This window comes from Streptosporangium sp. NPDC002721 (genome assembly GCF_042888905.1).
GTDB lineage: Bacteria > Actinomycetota > Actinomycetes > Streptosporangiales > Streptosporangiaceae > Streptosporangium.
On the sequence record NZ_JBIAQI010000011.1, the window covers coordinates 186,849 to 208,372 of the forward strand.

At 71.3% G+C, this 21,524-nt stretch carries 15 protein-coding genes; 11 read left to right on the top strand and 4 right to left on the bottom strand.

From position 1 onward, the window contains the following. Positions 1–167: 167 nt before the first annotated feature. Positions 168–1,052, bottom strand: coding sequence for a TrmH family RNA methyltransferase (locus tag ACFYWM_RS17715; protein WP_389915705.1), 885 nt, complete (start codon positions 1,050–1,052; stop codon positions 168–170). After that, a complete protein-coding gene (locus ACFYWM_RS17720; RefSeq protein WP_389915708.1) occupies positions 1,045–1,818 on the bottom strand; it encodes a DUF4184 family protein in 774 nt (257 codons plus the stop codon). Before ACFYWM_RS17720 ends, ACFYWM_RS17715 begins: the two co-directional genes overlap by 8 nt. Positions 1,819–2,211: 393 nt before the next feature. Here ACFYWM_RS17720 and ACFYWM_RS17725 point away from each other — a divergent pair, with 393 nt between their 5' ends. The 10 genes from ACFYWM_RS17725 (at position 2,212) to ACFYWM_RS17770 (ending at position 17,321) form a co-directional block, all read left to right on the top strand. Continuing rightward, entirely contained in the window at positions 2,212–2,841 is a 630-nt protein-coding gene (locus ACFYWM_RS17725) for a hypothetical protein (RefSeq protein WP_389915711.1), read from the top strand. 398 nt (positions 2,842–3,239) lie between these two features. Next, the gene (locus ACFYWM_RS17730) at positions 3,240–5,030 is read left to right on the top strand and encodes a substrate-binding and VWA domain-containing protein (RefSeq protein ID WP_389915714.1); all 1,791 of its coding nucleotides are present in this window, start codon (positions 3,240–3,242) and stop codon (positions 5,028–5,030) included. Positions 5,031–5,231: 201 nt separating this feature from the next. After that, the gene (locus ACFYWM_RS17735) at positions 5,232–7,964 is read left to right on the top strand and encodes a sigma factor-like helix-turn-helix DNA-binding protein (protein ID WP_389915716.1); all 2,733 of its coding nucleotides are present in this window, start codon (positions 5,232–5,234) and stop codon (positions 7,962–7,964) included. 153 nt (positions 7,965–8,117) lie between these two features. Continuing rightward, a complete protein-coding gene (locus tag ACFYWM_RS17740; protein WP_389915719.1) occupies positions 8,118–8,489 on the top strand; it encodes a hypothetical protein in 372 nt (123 codons plus the stop codon). Next, positions 8,486–9,613: a GNAT family N-acetyltransferase gene (locus ACFYWM_RS17745; RefSeq protein ID WP_389915722.1), complete on the top strand. Its 1,128-nt coding sequence runs from the start codon at positions 8,486–8,488 to the stop codon at positions 9,611–9,613. The genes ACFYWM_RS17740 and ACFYWM_RS17745 overlap by 4 nt, the downstream gene beginning before the upstream one ends. 155 nt (positions 9,614–9,768) lie before the next feature. Next, on the top strand, positions 9,769–10,599 hold the full coding sequence (locus ACFYWM_RS17750) for a glycosyltransferase family 2 protein (protein ID WP_389915725.1): 831 nt from the start codon (positions 9,769–9,771) through the stop codon (positions 10,597–10,599). Between the two features lie 2 nt (positions 10,600–10,601). Beyond that, complete coding sequence (locus ACFYWM_RS17755; protein WP_389915728.1) at positions 10,602–11,558, top strand: glycosyltransferase family 2 protein; 957 nt, start codon at positions 10,602–10,604, stop codon at positions 11,556–11,558. Then, a complete protein-coding gene (locus ACFYWM_RS17760; RefSeq protein ID WP_389915731.1) occupies positions 11,555–12,358 on the top strand; it encodes a polysaccharide deacetylase family protein in 804 nt (267 codons plus the stop codon). The genes ACFYWM_RS17755 and ACFYWM_RS17760 overlap by 4 nt, the downstream gene beginning before the upstream one ends. Before the next feature lie 269 nt (positions 12,359–12,627). Beyond that, positions 12,628–15,966, top strand: a complete 3,339-nt coding sequence (locus tag ACFYWM_RS17765; protein ID WP_389915734.1) for a hypothetical protein — start codon at positions 12,628–12,630, stop codon at positions 15,964–15,966. 107 nt (positions 15,967–16,073) lie between these two features. Then, positions 16,074–17,321, top strand: coding sequence for a DUF418 domain-containing protein (locus ACFYWM_RS17770; protein WP_389915736.1), 1,248 nt, complete (start codon positions 16,074–16,076; stop codon positions 17,319–17,321). A 13-nt stretch (positions 17,322–17,334) separates the two neighbouring features. Here the strand turns inward: ACFYWM_RS17770 and ACFYWM_RS17775 are convergent, their stop codons facing one another. Beyond that, entirely contained in the window at positions 17,335–18,579 is a 1,245-nt protein-coding gene (locus ACFYWM_RS17775; protein ID WP_389915739.1) for a xylan 1,4-beta-xylosidase, read from the bottom strand. A gap of 494 nt (positions 18,580–19,073) precedes the next feature. Continuing rightward, positions 19,074–20,099, bottom strand: a complete 1,026-nt coding sequence (locus tag ACFYWM_RS17780) for a phosphotransferase family protein (protein ID WP_389915741.1) — start codon at positions 20,097–20,099, stop codon at positions 19,074–19,076. Between the two features lie 197 nt (positions 20,100–20,296). Between ACFYWM_RS17780 and ACFYWM_RS17785 the strand changes: the two genes are divergently transcribed. Next, positions 20,297–21,379 (top strand): GNAT family N-acetyltransferase, encoded by a 1,083-nt coding sequence (locus tag ACFYWM_RS17785; RefSeq protein ID WP_389915743.1) that lies wholly within the window; start codon positions 20,297–20,299, stop codon positions 21,377–21,379. The last annotated feature ends 145 nt before the right edge of the window (positions 21,380–21,524 follow it).

A 21,524-nucleotide genomic window follows, 5' to 3' on the forward strand; every position in this document is an offset into this window, starting at 1 on the left:
TTCGGATCCCATGAAGTGCGAGTCGACGTCGAACTCGCTCTCGGCGAGCGCGCAGAGGACCTTGCCGTCGGCGAGCGCACGCGCCCGGGTGGGAAGCCGGACGGTGTCCGGGCCGGCCTTCACCGTTCGCGCCTTCCCCCGAGGAGAGCTGGCCCCGCCGTAGTAGTTCAGCCCGCGCGCATGAGGCCGTGGCAGGCGATGGCGGCGGCGGCCACCACGTTGAGGGAGTCGACGCCCAGGCCCATCGCGGCCGGGCTCATCGGGATGCAGACCGCCTCGTCGGCCTCGCGCAGCCAGCGGGAGGAGAGCCCGTCCCCCTCCGAGCCGAGGAGCAGGGCCACCCGGCCGGCCATGGCGACCTTGTCCATGGGGGTGGCGGACTGGTCGGGGGTGAGGGCCAGCGTCTGGAAGCCCGCCCCGCGCAGCTCGGCCAGGCCCGCGTACCAGTCGGTCATCCGGGCGTACGGGATCGCGAAGACCGCGCCCATCGAGACCTTCACCGAGCGCCGGTAGAGGGGGTCGGCGCAGCGCGGCGAGAGGATGACCGCCTCCACGCCCAGGGCGGCGGCGCAGCGGAAGATGGCGCCGACGTTGCCGTGGTCGACGAGGTCTTCGAGGACGAGGACGCGCCGGGGCGTCGCGTGCTCGGCGGGACGGCCCGACCCGGGTTCGTCGTCCGCCCCCGCCGGCCCCCCGGCGGGGGCCCTTCGTGCCCCGCGCCCGGACAGGAGATCCCCCACCTCGGGAAGGGGGAGGCGTTCCATCGCGGCGAGGGCGCCCCGGTGGACCTGGAAGCCGGTGACGTCCTCCATGACGGCGTCGTCCACGACGTGGACCCGGTCGCCCAGCGGGGCGAGGAGGTCGGCGAGGGGCTCGGCCCAGCGGGAGGTGAGGAGGACCGAGCGTACGGGGTAGCCCGCCGCGACGGCGCGGCGGATGACCTTCTCCCCCTCGGCGATGAAGAGGCCGTGCTCGGCCTCCATGCTCTTGCGTAGCTCGACGTCGCGCAGGTCGGCGTAGTCGGCCAGGTGGGGGTCGATGGCTTCAGGCACCCTCGAATACTGCCATGACCCGCCTGAGCTGCCATATCAGCGCGTAGACGAGCAGCAGGGAGGAGCAGCCGACGACCACCCCGGCGCCCAGCCGCGTCACCAGCTCGGCCCGGGTGCCCGAGGGGAAGGCCACCGCCCAGGCGACCGCGCCCAGCGGGATCGACACGGCGGTGGCCAGGAGCACGGCCGCCCGCTCACCGGCGGGCAGGCGCAGCCGCTCGGGCACCGGCCGCGGCTCCATCCCGGCCAGCCCGCGCCAGGCCCACCAGAGGACGACCGCCAGGCCGACCACGGTGGAGGTGTACTGCAGCAGGCGGAACAGGGAGATCACTCCCGCCACCCGGGTGTCCAGCCAGCTCCAGCCCCACAGCGCCGAGCTGTACGAGTGGGTGAAGGAGTCCCAGACCTTGTGGGTGAGGGCACCCACGACGCCTCCGGCGATCACGGCGGGCAGCCGCCGCAACCCGTACATGCCGGGGGTCAGCGAGGCGGCGCGCCCGGCGAGGGTGGGGGGCAGGAGCGCGGTCAGCGGGTCGCGGAGCACCAGGTGGAAGACGGCGAGCAGCACCACGACGGCGAACGGGTCGATCGTGAGGACGCCCCTGAGGGAATGCCAGATCATGTAGTCGGGCAGGAACGGGAAGAAGATCGGCAGGTCGGGCACCATGGCGCCCAGGGCGAGCGCCCAGGGGTCGAGGAACCGGCGCATCCGCTCCGAGGAGATCAGCGGCAGCACGGCTGCGACGTGGCTGGGCGTGAACGGCACGGACTTCCCTCCGACGATCTGCTGGACAGGTCCATCTTGCGGCATCACCGCCTCACGAGACCGGACTTCACCGGGTCGTAGGCGCCCCCGGGCAGGTCCACCTCGCGACACGACCACCTCGGGAGAGCGGGCTTTCACCGCCCCCCGAACGATCCGGGCAGGTCCGTCGTGCGGCATGACCGCTTCACGGGAACAAGGCTCCACCGGCCCGCGAAGCCTCACCGTCTCCTCCGGCGATCTGACGGGCGGGGCGGCACCGCGCCGAAGGCGCCACGCGGGGGCACGCGGGGGCACGCCGCTGTCGCCGTCAGGAGCTTCTCCACTTCCCCGAGCTTCGACCCGCTGTGACAGATAGATTACCGAGCGCTGTCGAGCGGGTACCCGGAGGCCGTCGTGACCGACCAGATCGTGCTGGCGCCGCCGAGCGCCGAGTGGCTGCGTGACGCCCGCAGGGCTCGTTCGCTCTCCCTGGCCACCCTGGTCTGGCTGGGCGTCGAGAGCGTGCTCGGCATCGCCGCCGGCCTGGGGGCGCACTCGGTCGCCCTCATCGGCTGGGGCGTGTCGGCCCTGGTGGAGGCGGCGGCCAGCCTGATCGTGGTCTGGCGGTTCACCGGGACCAGGACCGGCTCCGCGCACGCCGAGGCGCGGGCTCGCAAGGCGGTGGCGGTCAGCTTCTGGATCCTGTCCCCCTACCTGGTGCTGCACGTGGCGCACGACCTGGACGCGGGCCACCGGGCCGTGCCGAGCGTGCTCGGGATCGTGGTCACGGCGGCCAGCGTGGTCGGCATGCCGTTCCTGGGAGCGGCCAAGCGGCGGCTGGGCGCCCGGCTGCACTCGGCGGCGACCGCGGGCGAGGGTACGCAGAACCTCCTGTGCGCCCTGCTCGCGGCGGGGGTGCTGGCGGGGCTCGCGCTGAATCACTTCGGGTGGTGGTGGATCGATCCCGCCATGGCGGTCCTGCTGGCGGCGGTGGCGGCGCGCGAGGGCCTCAGGGCGTGGCGCGGGCACTCCTGCTGCCACTGATCACCTCTCCTCGCCTTCCCTCGTCATCGGTCATACGTCCCACATCGCGTCGCGCCGACCGCCGATCCCCTTTCCCGGCATCGGCCATCCGCCCCCGCCGGTCACCGATCACCCGTTTCCCGCCACCGGCCGTCCGCCCCGCGCCGAGCGCCGATCATCCGTCTCCCTGTCGGCGATCTTCCGTTGTTTCCGGCGCCCGACCAGGTGATCTCCGTCGTCGCCGGTCGCCGGCCGCCTCGCGGACACAGAGCTTCATGATCGACACACTCCGTAACAGCGACACCGAAATGCGTTTTTTGCCCCAGTAATCATTCCCAGTACAGTTCCGTGAATATTGCGGTCTACCTCCCGATAGGGTGACCGGCTAGCTCCATGACATCGACACCAAAGAGGACATCGTGGGCGGACGTCACCGGACGGATGAACTCGAGGACGGCTACACCCCGTACAAGGAACCGCAGCCCAGACGCAGGCGCGGGGGGCGGGGCAAGGTGCTGGTCCCGCTGGCCGGCTCCGTCGCCCTCGCCGTGCTGCTCGGCGTCGCCGCGTTCGTGGTCATCAACCGTGACCGCGGCACCGGGGCGTGCGGGGGCGAGGCGCTCCCGGTACGGATCACCGCCTCCCCGGACATCCAGCCCGCCCTGTCCCAGATCGCCGCGCGCTTCAACAAGGCGGCCCACGACGTCGAGGGCAGGTGCGCCACGGTCGCGGTGACCAAGAGCGCCCCGGCGACCGTCGCCTCCTCCTTCAGCGGCGGCAAGGCCGTCCCGATGGACATGTGGATCCCGGACTCGAAGCTGTGGGTGACGAACCTGCGGGCGAGGAACCAGGAGGTGCCCGAGGCGGGCGCGTCCATCGCCCACTCCCCCATCGTCATGGTGGCCTCCGGCTCGGTGGTGCCGAACCTGAAGAAGAGCTTCGGCGAGGCCAGCTGGGGCGGCATGATCAACGCCGCCAACGTGGCCAACGTGGACGGCCCCGGCCGCAAGGTGCGCGTCCTCGTACTGGATCCCTCGCTCAACGCCGCCGGGCTCGGCGCGCTCCTGGCCGCCGCCGGGGTGGCCACGGCCTCGGGCGCGGGCGAGGAGCAGCTGGTCGGCGCGCTCAAGAGCCTGTCGGGGTCGACGTCGACGGTCCGCGACCAGGACGCGCTGCTGTCCAGCCTCGGCGTCAAGGGCAGCAAGGCCCCGCTGGGCATCTCCTCGGAGCAGGGGGTCTGGGCGTTCAACAAGGCCAAGAAGCCCGAGGTCCCGGCCGTGCCGCTCTACCCGGCCGAGGGGACCATCAACCTCGACTACCCTGTGGTGATCACCGCCGAGGACGCCGCCGTGCGCAAGGCCGCCGAGGCGTTCCGCAAGGAGCTGGGCAGCGAGGCGTCCAGGAAGACGCTGCAGGACCAGGGGTTCCGCACCCCGGACGGCAAGGGCGGCAAGGCGATCTCCGGCTCCGAGGGCTTCCAGGCCAAGGCCCCCCAGGCGATCGAGCCGCCCGACGGCAACACCGTCGCGAGGATGTCCCAGACCTGGTCCCGGATCAAGCTGGGCACGAGGCTCCTCACCCTGCTGGACGTCTCGGGCACCATGGCCCTCCCGGTGCCCGGTACCGGCCTGACCCGGATGCAGGCGATCAGCAGGATCGCCGTCGAGGGCATGAAGCTCTTCCCGGCCAAGAGCGAGATGGGGTTGTGGGAGTTCTCCACCCATCTCAACGGCCAGGGGGTCGACTACCGCGAGACGGTCCCGGTCGGCCCGCTCACCGAGGACATGAACGGCGCCCTGCGCAGGGACGTGATCAACCAGAGGCTGATCACGACCCGGGCCAAGTCGACCGGCGACACCGGGCTCAACGACACCCTCGCCGCCGCCTACAAGCAGATGACCGACGAGTACCAGAGCGACAAGATCAACACTGTGCTGATCCTCACCGACGGCGCCGGCAACGACGACCCGGACGGCGGGATCAGCAACCAGCAGATCCTGAAGCGGCTCAAGGACCAGTTCGACCCGGAGAAGCCGGTCAGCGTCCTGATCATCGCCTTCGGCCCCGACGCCCCCAAGGGCAAGCGCCAGATGGACGCCCTCGCCAAGGCGACAGCCGGTGACGCGTTCATCGCCAAGGACATCCTGGAGGTCAGGAAATTCTTCCTGGAGGGCATGAAGCGCCGCCTCTGCGCTCCCAACTGCGACTGACCCTCCCGCATCACCTTCATCCTGTACGGCTGGTGTCACATTGGCACCAGCCGTAGCAGTTTTCCCAGGTCATACCGTGTCGGCATGATATCGACCCCTTCGGTCAACCGGTTGCCGGGAGGTGACGTCCTACGCGTGTGGGCTGGAACGGGCAAGTGGTGAAACCCGTGAACGAGCCCGTCTCGCGGGGGAGGAATATCCGTGCCCGGATGGCCGACCGTCGGCCGGACCGACGATCAACAACTCGTTGAGGCGCTGCGGCGTGCCGACACAACGGCGCCCGCGAGCCTCTACGACTCCTATGCCGAACGTCTCAACGACTACGCCCACTCTCTGCTGGGCGACCGTGAGGCCGCCGCAGGTGCCGTGCACGACGCCCTGGTCACGGCCCGGGGCCGGGTGGAGCACCTGCGCGAGCCCGGCCGCCTGCGCGCGTGGCTGTACGCGCTCGTGCGGATCCGGTGCGCGGACGAGGGGCGTGGCGGCCCGCGGGGGTCGGCGCCGCCGCCCGACGTCCACGACGACCCGGGCGAGCGGGAACTGGCGGCCCTGGTCCACGAGGCGATGGCGGAGCTGAGCGGGCAGGAGCGCGAGGTGCTCGAACTGTCGCTCCGCCACGACCTCGGCAGCGGCGAGGTCGGCGCGGTGCTGGGGCTGAGTTCCCGCCAGGTCACCGCGAGGCTCGGCCGGGCCCGCGACCACCTGGAGAACGCGGCCGCCGCCGTGGTGCTCGCCAAGGTCGGCCGGGCGCACTGCCCCGACCTGTCGGCGATGGTGGACTCGTGGGAGGGTCCCCTCACCACGCTGCTGCGCAGGCGGCTCTCGGCCCACATCGGCCGCTGCGAGGTCTGCGTCGAGCGCAGGGACCGCCACGTCTCGGCCGGGCGGCTGCTGGACCTGGTCCCCCTGGCCTACCCCCCGCTCTCCCTGCGCCGCCGGGTGATCGAGACCTGCGTGAACCCGGAGGCGCGCGAGGAGCGCGCCGCCGTCGTCGCCGGGCACGGCTTCGACAAGGCCGGATTCCCCACCCCGGCCGAACGGCGCTCGGGGGGCCGCCGGTGGGGCGGGCGGAGAGGCACGGGCGGCAGGCGCGCACGCGAGGAGAGACCCGCCGCGAGCGCGGGCGCCACGCCTCCCGCGGGCACCCGTTCCCGGCCCCCCGCGCCCTTCGAGGACGCGGGAACGCCGCTCACGGACGCGGGAACACCGCTCGCCGACGCGGGGACGCCTCCCGCCGGCGCGGGAACGTCACCCACGGACGCGCGAGCGTGGCCGGCCGGGACGGAGGCACGGTACGGGGAGAGGCGGACCGGGTACGCGGAGACCGGGGCCCGCTCCCCGGAGAGCGGGCCGCGCCACCCCGAGGCCGGGGCCGCGCCGAGATACGTGATGGTGTCGCCCGCGGACGGCGACCCCGGACACGCAGCACCGTGGACGGGCGCCGAGACCCCGCGCGCGTCCTGGAGCGCGGACGGCGGGACGCGGCACGCGCCGCCCCCCGCGGACGTCGACGCCTGGCCGGCACCGGCCGTGAGCGCCGAGGCGTGGCCGGCGCCGACGACGAACCCCGACGCCTGGCCGGCTCCCCCCGCGGACGGCGAGGCGTGGCGCGCCGCGCCACCCGCGAACGCCGAAGCCCCGTCGGCGCCGTCCGTCGACGGCGAGACCTGGCGCACCCCGCCGTTCCCGGACACCGGGAACTGGCACACGCCGTCCCCCGACAGCGGGCCGTGGCCCGTCTCGTCCCTGGACGGCGAGACCTGGCGCACGCCGTCCCCGGACGGCGAGGCGCGCCCCGTGTCGTCCCCAGAAGGCGGACCGTGGCCCGCGCCGCCCTCCGGCGACGGACCGTGGCCCGCGGGCGCGGACGGCGAGACCTGGCGCACATCGTCCACGGACGGCGGACCGTGGCCCGCGTCGCCCCCCGGCGATGGCTCGTGGCCCGCGTCGTCACCCGACGGCGGCTCGTGGCCCGCGTCGTCACCGGACGGTGAGACCTGGCTCGGGGAGTCCCCCGCGCGCGGGGAGGCTCGCCCCACCCCGCCGGCCGGTGGCACCGAGGTCTGGCGTACGTCACCGGCCGGGACCTCCGGAGCACGGCTCACACCACCGGCGGGAAGTCCCGGGGGAAAGCGTACGCCGTCGTCCTCGGGTGAGGGAAAGCGGGGGAAGGCGTCGGGCAGGGAGGCAGCGCCCGCGCGGCGGCGGCGCGGGCGCAGGGGGCCCGTGCTGCTGGCGGCGGTGTGCGTGCTGGCGGCCACCGGGGCGGTGGTCGTCGTGGGCGGGCAGGATCTGGCCGGAGGGGCGTTGAGGGACCCCCAGACCGGGCCGGGGACGGAACCCGCGCTGATCACGCTGGAGCCCGGCCCCGGGACGGAGCCCGACCCGCTGCTGGAGGACCCGGAGGCGGAGGCCGCGCCGACACCCACGCCGAGGCGGAGCAGGAGGACCGAGACGCCCGTTCCCACAGCCCCCGCGGCCCCCACCGCCAGCGCGGCACGACCGGCACCGAGCCGCGCCCCCACGGCGGGACGGCCCCGGCCCACCCGCACCGCCACCACCACGCCGCCCGCGGCCGGACGGCTGAGCGTCTCGTGTCCGGGCGACATCGGGGAGGGCGCCGGGCAGATCCGTCTCGCGGCCCGCGGCACCACGGTCTCGTGGTCGGCGACCACCTCCGGCGGGCTCGCCGTGCACCCCGCGCGAGGGCAGTTGAAGGCGGGTGCGAGAAGCGTGATTTGGGTCACCGCCAAGGACCCCTCGGAGAGCGGCACCGGACGGGTCGCGTTCAGGTCCGCCGGAGGCAACGCCGGATGCGCGATCTCGTGGGAAAGTCCCGAGCCAGACGCCCCTGCGCCCCCCGACGACGAGCCGGCTCCCGACCCGACCCCGACCCCCTCCGCCGGGGCGAGCTCCGAGGGGGCCACGGGCTGATTCGCGCATCTCGTTTTACCTAACAGCGAGACTTCTCCCTGGGATCCGGTAAACCATGGAGTCGTGCCGAGCGTCGGCATTGACGTCCATGCTGAGTGATTGGTCACATGAAGAGCGCGATCAGTCACATCATTACCAACCAGGAGCTCGGAGATGTCGATCAAACGCAGGGTGCTCAAATGGGCACTCACCTCCGCATGCCTCGCGGGGGCCGTGATCGCCTTGGCCGACATCGACACTCCGTTACGATTGATCCTTACGCCCCTGTTCCTGTTGGTCGTTCCGGGCGCCGCGGTGGTAGGACTGTTGCGTGATCGTGACCCGCTTGAGGCACTATCAGTGGGTGCGGCGGCCAGCCTGGTGGTCAACGTTCTCCTGGCCGCTGCCATGCTTACTTTTGACGCATGGTCGCCCCGTGCCGGAGTCGCGACGATCGCGGTGCTCGGCGGCTTCATATACGTACTACGCGTGTTGTATCGGGGGAGCGGGAGCTTGCAGACCGAACAGGGGGCCAGGTCAAGGTGAACATCGTCATCGTTCGCCCGGGTGACCTCGGGGAGTCCGAGATCTCGCGATGGCGGGAGTTGCAGGTGGCGGATCCGTCGCTGGACAACCCCTTCCTCTCCGTCGAGTTCACACTCGCCATGGGACGGCTGCGTGACTACGTCCGTGTCGCGGTCATCCAGGACGGCGGCAAGATCGTGGGGTTCTTCCCCTACGAGCGCCACAGCTTCGGGATCGGCAAGCCTCTCGGCGGCTTCCTCACCACCTGCCACGGGCTGATCTCGGTCTCCGGCCTCAAGCTCGATGTCCGGACCCTGCTGCGCGCCTGCAAGCTCTCCGTCTTCGACTTCGACCACCTGGTCCCCGGCCAGCCGACGTTCGCGCCGTACGAGTCGGACGTGCGACCGGCCCCGGTGATGGACCTCAGCGTGGGGTTCGAGACCTACATCGAGCAGGTGAAGGCCAACTCCCCGAAGAACCTCAAGACGGTCCGCTACAAGGAGCGCAAGCTCGGCCGCGAGCAGGGTGAGATCCGCTTCGAGTGGGACTCCGCCGACCTGGGCACGCTCCGGACCCTCACCAACTGGAAGTCCGACCAGTACCGCAGGACGGGACGGGTCGACCGTTTCGCCCAGCCCTGGATCGTTCAACTCCTCGACGAGATGCACGCGGAGAAGTCCGCGAGTTTCGCGGGCGTCCTGACGATGGTCTACGCCGGAGACAGGCCCGTCGCCGGTCACTTCGGCCTCAGGACGGCGACGACCCTGGTGGGCTGGTTCCCGGCCTACGACACCGAGTTCGCGCGTTACTCGCCGGGCATCATGCACCACCTGCACATGGCCGAGCACGCCGCGAACTCCGGGCTGCAGCAGGTCGACATGGGCAAGGGCGGGCGCGAGTACAAGAGCTGGTTGAAAAGCGGTGACCTCTTCGTCGCGGAAGGTCGCGTGTCGCGTCCCTCCCCGGCCGCCGCCGTCCACTGGATCGGCCGCACCCCGGTCAACAAGGCACGAACGATCGTCACGGATCGCCCGAATTTGTACAGGCTTGCTGACCGTGTGCTGAAGGGTTTCGGCCGTATGCGCTCTCCCGCGCAGAACCAATCAGGCACTCCGGTCGTCAAGGAACCATGGGGAGTGGGCTAGCCCGCTTCCGTTCATCACCACATCACCCGCCAGGACCCTCGCATGCATCCCTCATCGCATTCGCCGTTTCCGCCGGTCGTTACGGTCGGCGATGGCCCCGGGTCCGTCCGCCAGTCGCCCCTGACGACCGACCGCCCGGAAGGACATCCGTCACAATGAGTCCCGAGATCACCAAGCACTACAACAACAAGCCACCGCTGAGGGCTGTGCCACCCATCGAGCGGTTCACACCGATCACTCCCAACATGGCGATCTCCCCCACCGTCAGCGTCGTCGTCCCGGCCATGAACGAGGCGGAGAACCTTCCGCACGTCTTCGCGACCCTGCCGCAGTGGATCGACGAGATCGTCCTGGTCGACGGCAACTCCAAGGACGACACCGTCGCCGTGGCCAGGAAGCTGCGCCCCAACGTCCGCGTGGTGCACCAGACCGGCAAGGGCAAGGGCGACGCGCTGTCGGCCGGGTTCGCCGCGTGCAGCGGCGACATCATCGTGATGATCGACGCCGACGGGTCCACGGACGGCCGCGAGATCATCCAGTTCGTGGGCGCGCTGGTCACCGGGGCCGACTTCGTCAAGGGCTCGCGCTACGCCTCCGGCGGCGGCAGCGACGACCTGACGTTCATCCGCAAGTTCGGCAACAAGTCGCTGACCGCGCTGGTCAACCGGATGTACGGCACCAGCTACACCGACCTGTGCTACGGCTACAACGCCTTCTGGGCCCGCCACCTCGACGTCCTCAACCTCGACTGCGACGGCTTCGAGATCGAGACCCTGATGAACGTCCGCGCCGCCAAGGCCGGGCTCAAGGTCCATGAGGTCCCCAGCCACGAGCGCTGCCGCATCCACGGCGAGAGCAACCTGCACGCCGTCCGCGACGGCATCCGGGTGCTGAAGACCATCATCCGCGAGTGGCGGAGCAACCCCGCCCCCGTCGTCCACGAGCCTGCCGCCGCCACCCCGGCCGCCGATCAGGGCGCCGCGTAGCCATGAGAAGCAGCGTCGTCATCTGCGTCTACACCGAGGACCGCTGGGATGACATCCGGGCGGCCGTCGAGTCGGTCGAGAACCAGACACGCGAGCCACACGAGATCATCCTTGTCGTCGACTACAACCCGGATCTCCATCTGAGGCTCAAGAAGGAGTATCCCGGCGCGATCGTGGTGGAGAACGCCGAGGAGAAGGGGCTGTCCGGCGGCAAGAACACCGGTGCGGCGACCGCCTCCGGCGACATCGTGGCGTACCTGGACGACGACGCCGTCGCGGAGCCTGGCTGGCTGGAAGCACTGGAGGAGGGCTTCCAGGACCCGACCATCGTGGGGGTGGGCGGGCTGACCAGGCCGCTGTGGGGCACCAGGACCGGGCAACGGCCCGGCTGGTACCCCCACGAGTTCGACTGGACCATCGGGTGCAGCTATCTGGGCATGCCCACGAAGCGGGCCCGGATCCGCAACGTCATGGGCGGCAACGCGGCCTTCCGCAGGGAGGTCGTCGGCGGTGTCGGCGGGTTCCACACCGGCATCGGGCGCAGCGTGCAGGGGCGCAAGCCCCGCCCGCTGGGCTGCGAGGAGACCGAGTTCTGCATCCGGCTCTCGCAGCGGATGCCGGGGTCGGGAATGCTGTTCGAGCCGGCCGCGGTGATCGGCCACAAGGTGCCGCCCGTACGCTCGACGTTCGCCTACTTCCGCTCGCGCTGCTTCGCCGAGGGCCTGTCCAAGGCGCTGGTCGCCCAGAGCGTGGGGGCGGGCGACGGTCTGTCGAGCGAGCGGGCCCACGCGCTGAAGGCGCTGCCGCTGGGCGCGCTGCGCGGGGTCGGCCAGGCGCTGCGGGGCGACGTGTCCGGTCTCGGCAGGGCCGGGGCGATCGTCGTCGGCCTCGCCTGGACGACCTGGGGTTACGTCGTCGGCTCCGTTCGACTGAAGCTGAAGCGGGTGCGTCCGTCATGATCCGCGTACCGATCCTCATGTACCACTCGGTCTCCGACCGGCCCAACGCCGAGACGAAGCCTCTGGCGGTACGGCCCTCGGCCTTCGGCGAGCAGCTGGCCTACCTGAAGGAGAAGGGCTTCACGCCGCTGACGGTGGCCGATCTGGTCGCCTCGCTGCACAACAACAACGGCCGTTCCATCCCGGAGCGGCCGGTCGTGGTGACCTTCGACGACGGCTACGCCGACTTCCACAGCGAGGCGCTGCCCCTGCTCGAACGCTACGACTTCCCCGCGACGGTCTTCCTGACCAGCGGCTGGGTCCGTGACGCGGGCAAGGACGCGGCGGGCAGGCCCCTCGACACGATGCTGTCGTGGAGCCAGGCCCGCGAGGCCGCCTCGTGCGGCATGGAGATCGGCGGGCACAGCCACAGCCATCCCCAGCTCGACCAGTTGCCCGACGACGAGCTCCGCCAGGAGCTGCGGCGCAACAAGGCCCTGCTGGAAGACAAGATCGGTTCCCTGGTCTCGACGATGGCCTACCCGTACGGCTACTCCAGCGCGCGTGTGCGGCGCGAGGTCAGGAAGGCCGGATACTGGGCCGCCTGCGCGGTGAACAACGCCATCGCCGCCGACCGGCACGACGTGCTCGCGCTGCCGCGCCTGACCGTCGCCGAGGGCACGTCGATGGGGATGTTCAGCCGGGCGGTCGAGGGAAACCAGGTCCCGCTGATCTACATGAGGGAACGGATGCTGACGAAGGGATACGCCGTCGTCAGGCGCACGCGATACGGTCTGCGCAAGGTACGCGGCCAGGCGTGAACGACCGGCTACGCCCCGCGAGACACGCGGTCCGCGGGACGGATCGCGCACCGGTGGCCGGACCGGTGTGATCCGCGGCCCTCGATCCGTCCGGCGCCCCCTCCCCTCCGGGAGCGGGGGCGCCGGAAGAGGGGCCACCCGGCCGCGGTACCGCTTCTCAACGATCTACGCGAAGCGCCCGGACGTGACGGATCTTCGCGCCGACTCGTCACACCCTGGTCCGCGTAGCCGCCATGATGTTAGACGTGAGGCAACGGGCAGGTAATGACGTGACGACGACGGGGGCGGCGGAGACCGCCGAGGTCGGGGAGATCGATCCCACCCACCCCGCGCCCTCGGACGGGCCCCGGGCCGGGTCCGACGGCGAGCCCACCGGCACGGCGCCCCTCGAAGCGCCCGACGACGAGGCTCCCGGCGAGCTCCCGGGCGACGAGACCGCCGAAGGCGAGGCTCCGGACGGCGAGACGTCCGGCGGGAGTCCGTACGACGAGGCTCCCAGCGGTGAGACATCCGGCGGTGAGGCGTCCGACGGCGAGACTCCCAGAGGTGGAGAGGCTTCGGGGGGCGACCCCCGTGACGACGGCGCGCCGGACGACAGCGCTACGGACGACGGCACGCCGCCGGACTCCGCAGACGCCGCGGACAGCGACGCGTCGGACACCGTGGACAGCACGAACGACGCGGACCTCGCGGACCTCGGCGCACCGGACGCCACGGACGCCGCGGACGCCGCGAGCGCACCGGACGACGCGAACGACGCGAACGAGGTAAGCGACGCAGACGTTTCGGACAACGCGAACGCTTCAAGCGTTTCAGGCAACGCGAGCGCTTCGAACCGCGCGGATGGCGCGGATGGCGCGGATGGCGCGCCGGACGACAGCGTCTACGGTGACGACCCCGAGGTCACCGCCATCATCAGGCTCCCCCTCCGCCCGATGTCCCCGCCATCGCCCCCTCCGGTCCCCCCGGGCCGCGCTCCCGAGGCGCCGCCCGCGCCCGCCGAGGACGAGGACGAGGACAGGGCCGAGACCACGGCGGAGATGCGCCTGCCCGGCCGGGCCGCGCCGCTCCTCACGCCCACCCCTCGAAAGCCCGCGACACCCGCCGCCCCCTCGGACCCCGAAGGCCCCAAGGACCCTGAGGACCCCGCAGACCGCGAAGGCCCCGAGGACCCCTGGGAGACCTCCGGGCTTCCGGGCGGGGAGCCGTGGGGACGAACCGCAGGGGCCTCCAAGCAGCCCTTGGACGTCTCCAGACCCCTCCCCGAGGTCACGGAAGCCCCGGCGGCCCATCAGGCCCCACAGGGCACGCAGAGGAGCTCGGGGACCGGTTCCGGAGCGGCGAAGGAGGCCACGAAGGGATCGGGAAGGGCACCGGCGACCAGCGCCATGCCCCCGGTCGCGGCGACCGCCACCGGGGCCACGGCCTCGACGGCCGCGTCTGCCGCGACGCCCGCCGCCAGACCCTCGCGCCTGCAGACCGTGATGCGGTCGGCCATGGTGTGGCTGCCGCCGGTCCTCACCGTCGAGGGCCTGATCATGTACGTGCTGGCCCTGCGCGTGGCGCCGGGCCCGCTGCGGGGCGTCGACCTGAACGACATCGACGGTGTGGGCCTGATCTCGGCCATGCCGCCGACCGCGTTCGCCGCGATCCTGCTGATGGTCGTCGCGTTCTTCGTCACGATCGGGCAGAACACCGACCGCAAGTTCCTGTTGCTCTTCCAGATCGCGGCGATCATGTTCGCCCTGCACGGGGCCGCCGCGCTGATCGAGGACGAGGCCAGGTTCCACACGGCCTACGTCCACGCGGGCTTCGTGGAGTACATCAACCGCACCGGCGAGGCCTCCGCGGTCCTCGACGCCCGCCTGGCCTGGCCGGGCTTCTTCGCGCTGGTGGGGTTCGTCACCAAGGCCGCCGGGGTCACCGACCTGACGACGATCATGCGGTGGACGCCGCTGCTGTCGAACCTGCTGTACCTCCTGCCGTTCGTGCTGATCCTGCGCCAGGTCGTCGCCACCACCCGGGCCCGCTGGTTCGCCGCCCTGCTGTTCGTCATCGTGCAGTGGATCGGCCAGGACTACTTCTCCTCCCAGGGCTTCACGTACGCGATCTACCTGGCCTTCGTGGCGATCGTGCTGCGCTGGTTCGGCAAGGTGGAGCCCCGTGAGAAGCCGATGCCGGCCAAGGGGTTCGTCCGGCGGCTGCTGGCCCGCCTGGACGGGCTGACACCGGGCGAGCTGCCGCACTCCACCGGCGTCTACGACCGGGCCATCATGCTGATCGTGCTGATCGGCCTGTTCGCGACCGCGACGGCCTCGCACCAGATCACGCCGTTCATGATGCTCGGCGCGCTGACCGGCCTGATCCTGCTGCGGCGCTCCTCGCTCAGCTGGGGGCTGCCCTTCTTCCTGGGCCTGATGGTGCTGGCGTGGATCAGCTACCAGACGGTCACCTTCTGGAGCGGGCACATCGACCAGCTCTTCGGCGGCCTGGGCCGGATCCTGGAGAACCTGCAGAGCAACACCGGCGACCGGATCGACGGCAGCGACCCCAAGCACGCGCTCGTCCTCATGGCCCGCCTGGGGATCTGCGGTGTCATCCTGACGCTGGCCGCCGCCGGCCTGTTCCGCCGCCTGCGGCGCGGCGTCGGCGACCGCGCGGCCCTGCTGCTGCTGTGCGTCCCGGTGCTCGCCCTCGGCCTGCAGAACTACGGCGGCGAGATCGGCCTGCGCATCTACCTGTTCGCGCTGCCGGGCGCCTGCATCCTGGCCGCGTACGCCTTCTTCCCGAACCTCCCGGCGGGTACCGAGGACGCGCCGGAGGAGACGGTGCCGATCCGCAAACGCAACATCCGGTTCAACCCGGAGCTGACGCGGCGGATCTCGCTGCTGCTCGCCGCCGGGTGCGCCATGGTGCTGGCGATGGTCTTCCTGGTCGCCCGGTACGGCAACGAGCAGTTCGAGCGGGTCTCCGCCAGCGAGGTCGCGGCGATGCACTACATCTACGACCACGACAAGCCGAGCGCCCGCGTCCTCTACCTGGTCCCGGTGGTCGGCGAGGAGGTCACCCCGAGCATCCCGTGGGGCGAACGCGACTTCGACAAGATCTCCTACCAGCAGGTGCTGGTGGACAAGAACCCGGCCCTGCTCTCCACGATCATCGACAAGCTCCGGGTGTCGCCGCCCAACACCTACCTGGTGGCGACCCGGGGACAGGCCGGATACCTGCAGCTCAACCACGGCTTCCCGACGGACTGGGCGCAGCGGTTCCGCGCCGCGCTCGACTCCCACAAGGAGCTCAAGCGGGTCTTCAACGGCGAGGACGCCGCCGTCTACACGCTCAGGAAGTATCCCGACGGGGCCGAGATCCCCGAGCCGGGGGTGCCGTTGGGCGGCAGCGACCCGACCTCCCCGTGGACGCCGATCGGCCTGGGCGCGCTCGGCGTGACGTGGATCGCGCTGTTCGGCTACGAGGTGTTCCGCCTGCGCGGCCGCGATCAGACGCCCAGGACGAGGAGGACGAGGAGGCGCATCCTGTTCGTCGCGGTGCCGGCGTTCGTGCTGGCCGTGGGAGTGATCGTGGAGAGGTTCATCGTGATCGGGTCCTGACTTGGGTAAAGGACGAAGTCACCCGGCGTAGGACCGGCCGGGGCGGGCCATACTGAGCACCGTTCCCCGGGGAACGCACGTCTCGAAGCTGCTCGAAGGGCGGTTGGATGCTCGAAGGGGAACCCCGTGACCGGGCGGGGACCTCCACCGAGGTCACAGGGCGGCGGATCGCGGCGGTCGACGCGCTACGCGGTTTCGCGCTGTTCGGCATCGTGGTGGTCAACATCACCTATCTCGCCTCGGGATACCGGATGGCGGGGCTGGCGGCGCCGTCGTTCTCCGCGCCGCTCGACTGGGAGGTGCGCTGGGTCGTCTCGGTGCTCTTCGAGAACAAGTTCTATCTGCTGTTCGCCTTCCTGTTCGGCTACAGCTTCACCCTCCAGATCGACTCGGCCCGCCGGTCGTCGGCGGCGTTCGTCCCCCGGTTCCTGCGCCGCCTGGGCGGATTGTTCCTGCTCGGCCTGGCCCACGCGATCCTGCTGTTCCCCGGCGACATCCTGGCGACGTACGCGATCGTGGGGCTGGTCCTGCTGGCGGTGCGGCGGATCACCCCGCGCACCGCGATGATCGCCGCGCTCGCGCTGACGGTGGCGCTGGCGGTGGGGGTGCTGCTGCTGGCCGGGCTGGCGGCGCTGGGCACCGACGCCTCCGAGGCCGTCTCGGAGAGCGCGGCGCAGGCCGCCCTGTCGGACCAGGCGCTGCACGGCTCGGCATCCATGATCATCAACGAGCACCTGCACAAGCTCGCCAAGATCCTCGTGTTGCGGGTCTTCTTCCAGGGGCCCACGGTGCTCGCCGCCTGCCTGGTCGGGCTGGCCCTGGGCAAGCTGCGGCTGATGGCCGACCTGTCCGGGCACACGGCCACGCTGCGGCGGCTGCAGTGGGCGGGGTTCACCGCCGGGCTCGCCGGGGCGGTGGTCTACGCGCACTCGACCTGGGCCGGCGGCGGGCACGCGTACCACATGGTCGGCCAGGCGGTGAACCTGGTCACCGCGCCGTTGCTGGCCGCGGCCTACGCCGCCACCCTGCTGCGCCTGCTGCCCGCGGTGCCCCGGCTGGCCGGGGCGCTCGCGGCGCCCGGCAGGCTGGCGCTGACGAACTATCTGGGGCAGTCGCTGATCAGCTCACTCATCTTCACCGGCTACGGGCTGAGCCTGGTCGACCGGCTCAGCCCGTTCCGGGTGGTGATGATCGGCGTCGGCATCTTCGCGGCGCAGGCCGTGTGGAGCCGGTGGTGGCTGCGCCGCCACCGCTACGGGCCGGTGGAGTGGCTGCTGCGCTGGTTCACCAACCGGCGCAGGCCCGCCCGCTCCCCGGCCCCCGCCCAGGCCCCGTCCCGGGCTCCGGAGCGCTAGCCTCGGCCGTCGCCTAGGCTCCCGGGCGCTCGGCCCATTTGACCTCGTACGGCCTCAGCTCGAACTGCCTGCCGTCCACGACGGTGGTCACGGCCGCGGCGGTGGTGTTGACCATCACGAGCTGGCGCTCCTGGGCCAGGACCCGCACCTTCGGGTCGGAGGAGGTCACCGTCTCCAGCGCGACCCCGAGGGGGAACCACTTGGTGAAGCCGCTCATGACGCCCGCCATGGGCATCTCGGCGCCGGTGCTCGGGTGCCACAGGCAGCCGGGGCAGGCCTGGTCGTCGCCGGTGGACTTGCGCTGGGGGTTCCAGAAGAGGGACGTGGTGACGCCGCTGGTGGCGAACTCCATCATCGCGGCCGTGTGGACGGCGATGCGGCGATCCTCCTCCCAGTCGCTGTTGAGGGGTTCGACGTACCACTCGGCCCACCAGACCGGCATGTCGCCGCTCTTCTCCCGGAGCCACCTGGTGAGGGCGCCGAACTTGCCCAGGGCGGTGAACTCGTCGGGGAAGGCCCCGGCCTCCTTGGTGACCGAGGCGCCGTCGACGACGATGAAGTCGGCGCCCTTCTTGTTCTGTATCCAGTACTCGACCGCCTCCAGGTCGCGCTGGACGATGCTCCCCCACGGTCCCTGGATCTCCGCCCCCCGCTCGGGGGTGGTGGTGCTGCCGACCGACACGTACGGGCCGCCGACCTTGATGTCCTTGTCGACGGCCTTCAGCGCGTCGTAGACCTTGTTGTAGAACTCGGTGTAGCCCTCGATGTCCCAGCGGTTCTGGGGTGTGTTCCAGAAGCCCTTCAGCTCGTTCCACACCATGAAGTGCTTGACGGTGGGATAGCGCCTGGCGACGGTCGCGGCGAGCTTGGCGTAGTCGTCGAAGTGCTCGGGCCGCACCGCGGTCTCCAGCTGCGTCCAGTCGGTCCGGCCCGAGCTGCCGCCCTTCATCCAGTCGGGCGCGCAGCACAGCGTGATGATCGGGATGGACTGGGAGTCGGACATGAACCTGATCCGGCGGTCGAGGTCGCGGAAGTCGTTCCTGCCCGGCGCCGGTTCGGGGTTGCCCGCGCCCCAGCCCATGATGTGCTGGTTCTGCAGCATCGGGACCCGGCTGAGCATGTGGGAGGCGGCCTCGGTGACGTCGCCGCCCTCGTTGTCGGCGCTGAACTCCGTGTGGGTGATGCCCCAGCGCGGCCACTCGTGGACGGCGGGGGGCGCCTCCAGCACGGGTGCCGCCTGCGTTGGGGCCATTGTCATGCTTTGTCCGCGCGGAACGTCCGGCTTGGCGGCATAGGCGATGATGCCGACCACGAGTGCCGCCGTCACGACCAACGCTCCCAGTGCGACCGGCCAGGCCGGGCGCCGTCGCTGGTGCCGTCCGTTAGTCGGTATCACCGAATCCTCGATCCTCGCAGGTCAACGAATGTAGCGTTCCACAGCGGCATCGGGCGTGACGGTGCCCCGGCATGGTTCACAGGCAAGCGTTACCGGCCGCGCCACCAGCGTATCGAGGGCGGCTTGCATGACGCTTGAAACTTCTACGGCAGTTTCCACCCCGCCGCGAACCCCCGCCGCGCCTCCGGCCGCGAACCCCCGCCGCGAACCCCCGCCGCGCCCCGGCCGGGAACCCCCGCCGCGCCCCGGCCGCGAACCTTTGCCGCGCCCCGGCCGCGAACCTTTGCCGCGCCCCGGCCGGGAACTCCCGCCGCAACGACCCGGCCGCGCGGCCCGAGGGGCCGCCGCCGGGCGTCTCAGCCCCCCAGGACCCTCAGCGCCCGGTCGACGAGCGTGGGGACGGCGGCGCCGATGTGCTCGAAGCCCTCCCCGACGGTCTTGCCCTGCTTGAACCTGGCGTGGATGCCCTCCACGATGACGGCGAGCTTGTAGTTGCCGAAGGCCACGTAGAAGTCCAGGTCGGACAGGTCGGCGCCGGAGACCTTGGCGTAGTGGGCGGCGAACTCGCGGGCGGTGAGGAAGCCCGGCGCCACGGTGACGCCCGCCGCGACCGGGACCGCGGCGCGCTCCTCGTCACCGGGGTCCTGCCAGTAGGTGAGGGTGAGGCCGAGGTCGGCCAGGGGGTCGCCGAGCGTGGACATCTCCCAGTCGACGACGGCGAGGATGTCGGGATCGGGGGAGAGCCGCACGAGTGTGTTGTCGAGCCGGTAGTCGCCGTGAACCAGCGTCGAGGCCGAGCGCGCGGGCAGGCGCTCGCGCAGGCGGGCCACCAGGCGGTCGTACGCGGGCAGCTCGGCGGTCTTCGACCGCTCCCACTGCTGTCCCCAGCGCTCCAGCTGGCGGGCCATGTATCCCTCGGGACGCCCGAAGTCCCCCAGCCCCACCCGCTCGTAGTCGATCGCGTGGATCGCGGCGAGCACCTCGGCCAGCCGCTCCGACAGCCGCCTGGTCTGGACGGGGGTGAGCTCCAGCGCGTCCTCCTGGGTCCGCACGGCCGCGCCGTCCACGTGCCCCATGAGGTAGAAGGGCGCCCCGATCACCTCCTGGTCGTCGCAGAAGGCGACCGGCTCGGGCACCGGGACCGAGGTCGGCGCGAGCGCGGAGATCACCCGCCACTCGCGCCGCATGTCGTGGGCGGTCGGCAGCACGTGCCCCAGCGGCGGGCGGCGCAGCACCAGGCGGCGCCCGGAGGTCTCGACGACGTACGTCAGGTTGGATCTGCCTCCCGCGATCAGGGAGACCCCGGTAGGCTCACCGACGTCGGGGACATTCGCCGCGATCCATCCGACAAGGCGTGGCCAGTCGATGCCAGGGGTGCTCATAGCCACCCATTAGAACGTCACTCGGGTCGGTGGCGCCAGCCGGGGTCGTCCAATGAGATCCCGAAACGTTGCGGCGGACCCCACCCGCGCTCTATTCCGTCCTTTATCGTTACATTACGTGCCTACCAGCATGCTTGGGCTTTACGCCATCCTTCATTGGATGACGTAGGGGACCCCGCACATCCCAGTAGGAGCTCATGCGCGTCTCAATCGTTCAGCCCCGTGACCTCGGCCCGGCCGACATCGACCGATGGAGAAGTCTCCAGGGTGCCGACCCCGCCTTCGACAGCCCCTTCCTGTCGCCGGAGTTCACCGTCACCGTTGGCGCGCTCCAGGAACGCGTGCGGGTGGCGGTGCTGCACGACGGGCCGGACGTGGTCGGCTTCTTCCCCTTCGAACGACATCCGATGGGCATCGGCATGCCCGTCGCCGCGGGCCTGACCGACGCGCAGGGGCTGGTCCACGCCAAGGACGTGGAGATCGACGCGCAACGGCTGATCAGGGCGTGCGGCCTGGCCGTCTACGAGTTCGACCACCTGATCGCCGGGCAGCCGCTGCTGCAGCCGGGGCACTGCAGGTACCCCTCGCCGATCATCGATCTGCGCGACGGCCACGAGTCGTACATCGAGACGATCAAGGTGACCTCCGGCAAGACCTACCGCTCGACGGCGTACAAGAGCCGCAAGCTCCAGCGCGACGTCGGGCCGCTGCGGCACGACTACGCCACCACCGACCTCGCGCCGCTGCGCACGCTGCTCGGCTGGAAGACCGAGCAGTACCGCCGCACCGGCCGCACCGACCGGTTCGCCCGGCCGTGGATCGTGGAGCTGGTCGAGCGGTTCCTCGCCACCGACACCGAACACTTCGGCGGGGTCCTCGACATGCTGTACGCGGACGGCAAGCCGGTCGCCGGGCACTTCGGGCTGCGCACCGGCACCACCCTCGCGGGCTGGTTCCCCGCCTACGACACCGCCTTCGCCAAATACTCCCCCGGCCTGATCCACCACCTGGCCATGGCCGAGAAGGCCGCCGAGGCCGGGATCGAGGTCATCGACATGGGCCGCGGCGAGAAGGAGTACAAGGAGAAGCTCAAGAACGGCGAGTACGAGGTCGCGGAGGGCCGGATCGCCCGGTTGAGCCCCGGCGCCGGCGTCCACTGGATGCTGCGCGTGCCGGTGCGCAAGGCACGCGGAACGGTCCTGGCCAGCCCGCTGCTGCGCACCACCGCCGACCGCGCCCTCAAGACGTACGGCCGGCTGAGGACGTCCATGCAGGCGTGAGCCGGTCCGCCGCCCCGGCGTGGGAACGGTCCTTCCCGCGCCGGGCGGCCCCGGCGACTCCTCGCCGCACGACCGTGGGAACCCCGCTTCCGGCGGCCGGGAAGCGGTGGCTCCGGGAAGCGGTGGCTCCGAGGGCGGACCGGCC

Excerpts from the sequence above, each read along its gene's own strand:
- ACFYWM_RS17740 (WP_389915719.1), top strand. The coding sequence starts at position 8,118 with ATGTCGATCAAACGCAGGGTGCTCAAATGGGCACTCACCTCCGCATGC.
- ACFYWM_RS17750 (WP_389915725.1), top strand. The coding sequence starts at position 9,769 with ATGAGTCCCGAGATCACCAAGCACTACAACAACAAGCCACCGCTGAGG.
- ACFYWM_RS17755 (WP_389915728.1), top strand. The coding sequence starts at position 10,602 with ATGAGAAGCAGCGTCGTCATCTGCGTCTACACCGAGGACCGCTGGGAT.
- ACFYWM_RS17760 (WP_389915731.1), top strand. The coding sequence starts at position 11,555 with ATGATCCGCGTACCGATCCTCATGTACCACTCGGTCTCCGACCGGCCC.
- ACFYWM_RS17770 (WP_389915736.1), top strand. The coding sequence starts at position 16,074 with ATGCTCGAAGGGGAACCCCGTGACCGGGCGGGGACCTCCACCGAGGTC.
- ACFYWM_RS17775 (WP_389915739.1), bottom strand. The coding sequence starts at position 18,579 with ATGACAATGGCCCCAACGCAGGCGGCACCCGTGCTGGAGGCGCCCCCC.
- ACFYWM_RS17780 (WP_389915741.1), bottom strand. The coding sequence starts at position 20,099 with ATGAGCACCCCTGGCATCGACTGGCCACGCCTTGTCGGATGGATCGCG.
- ACFYWM_RS17785 (WP_389915743.1), top strand. The coding sequence starts at position 20,297 with ATGCGCGTCTCAATCGTTCAGCCCCGTGACCTCGGCCCGGCCGACATC.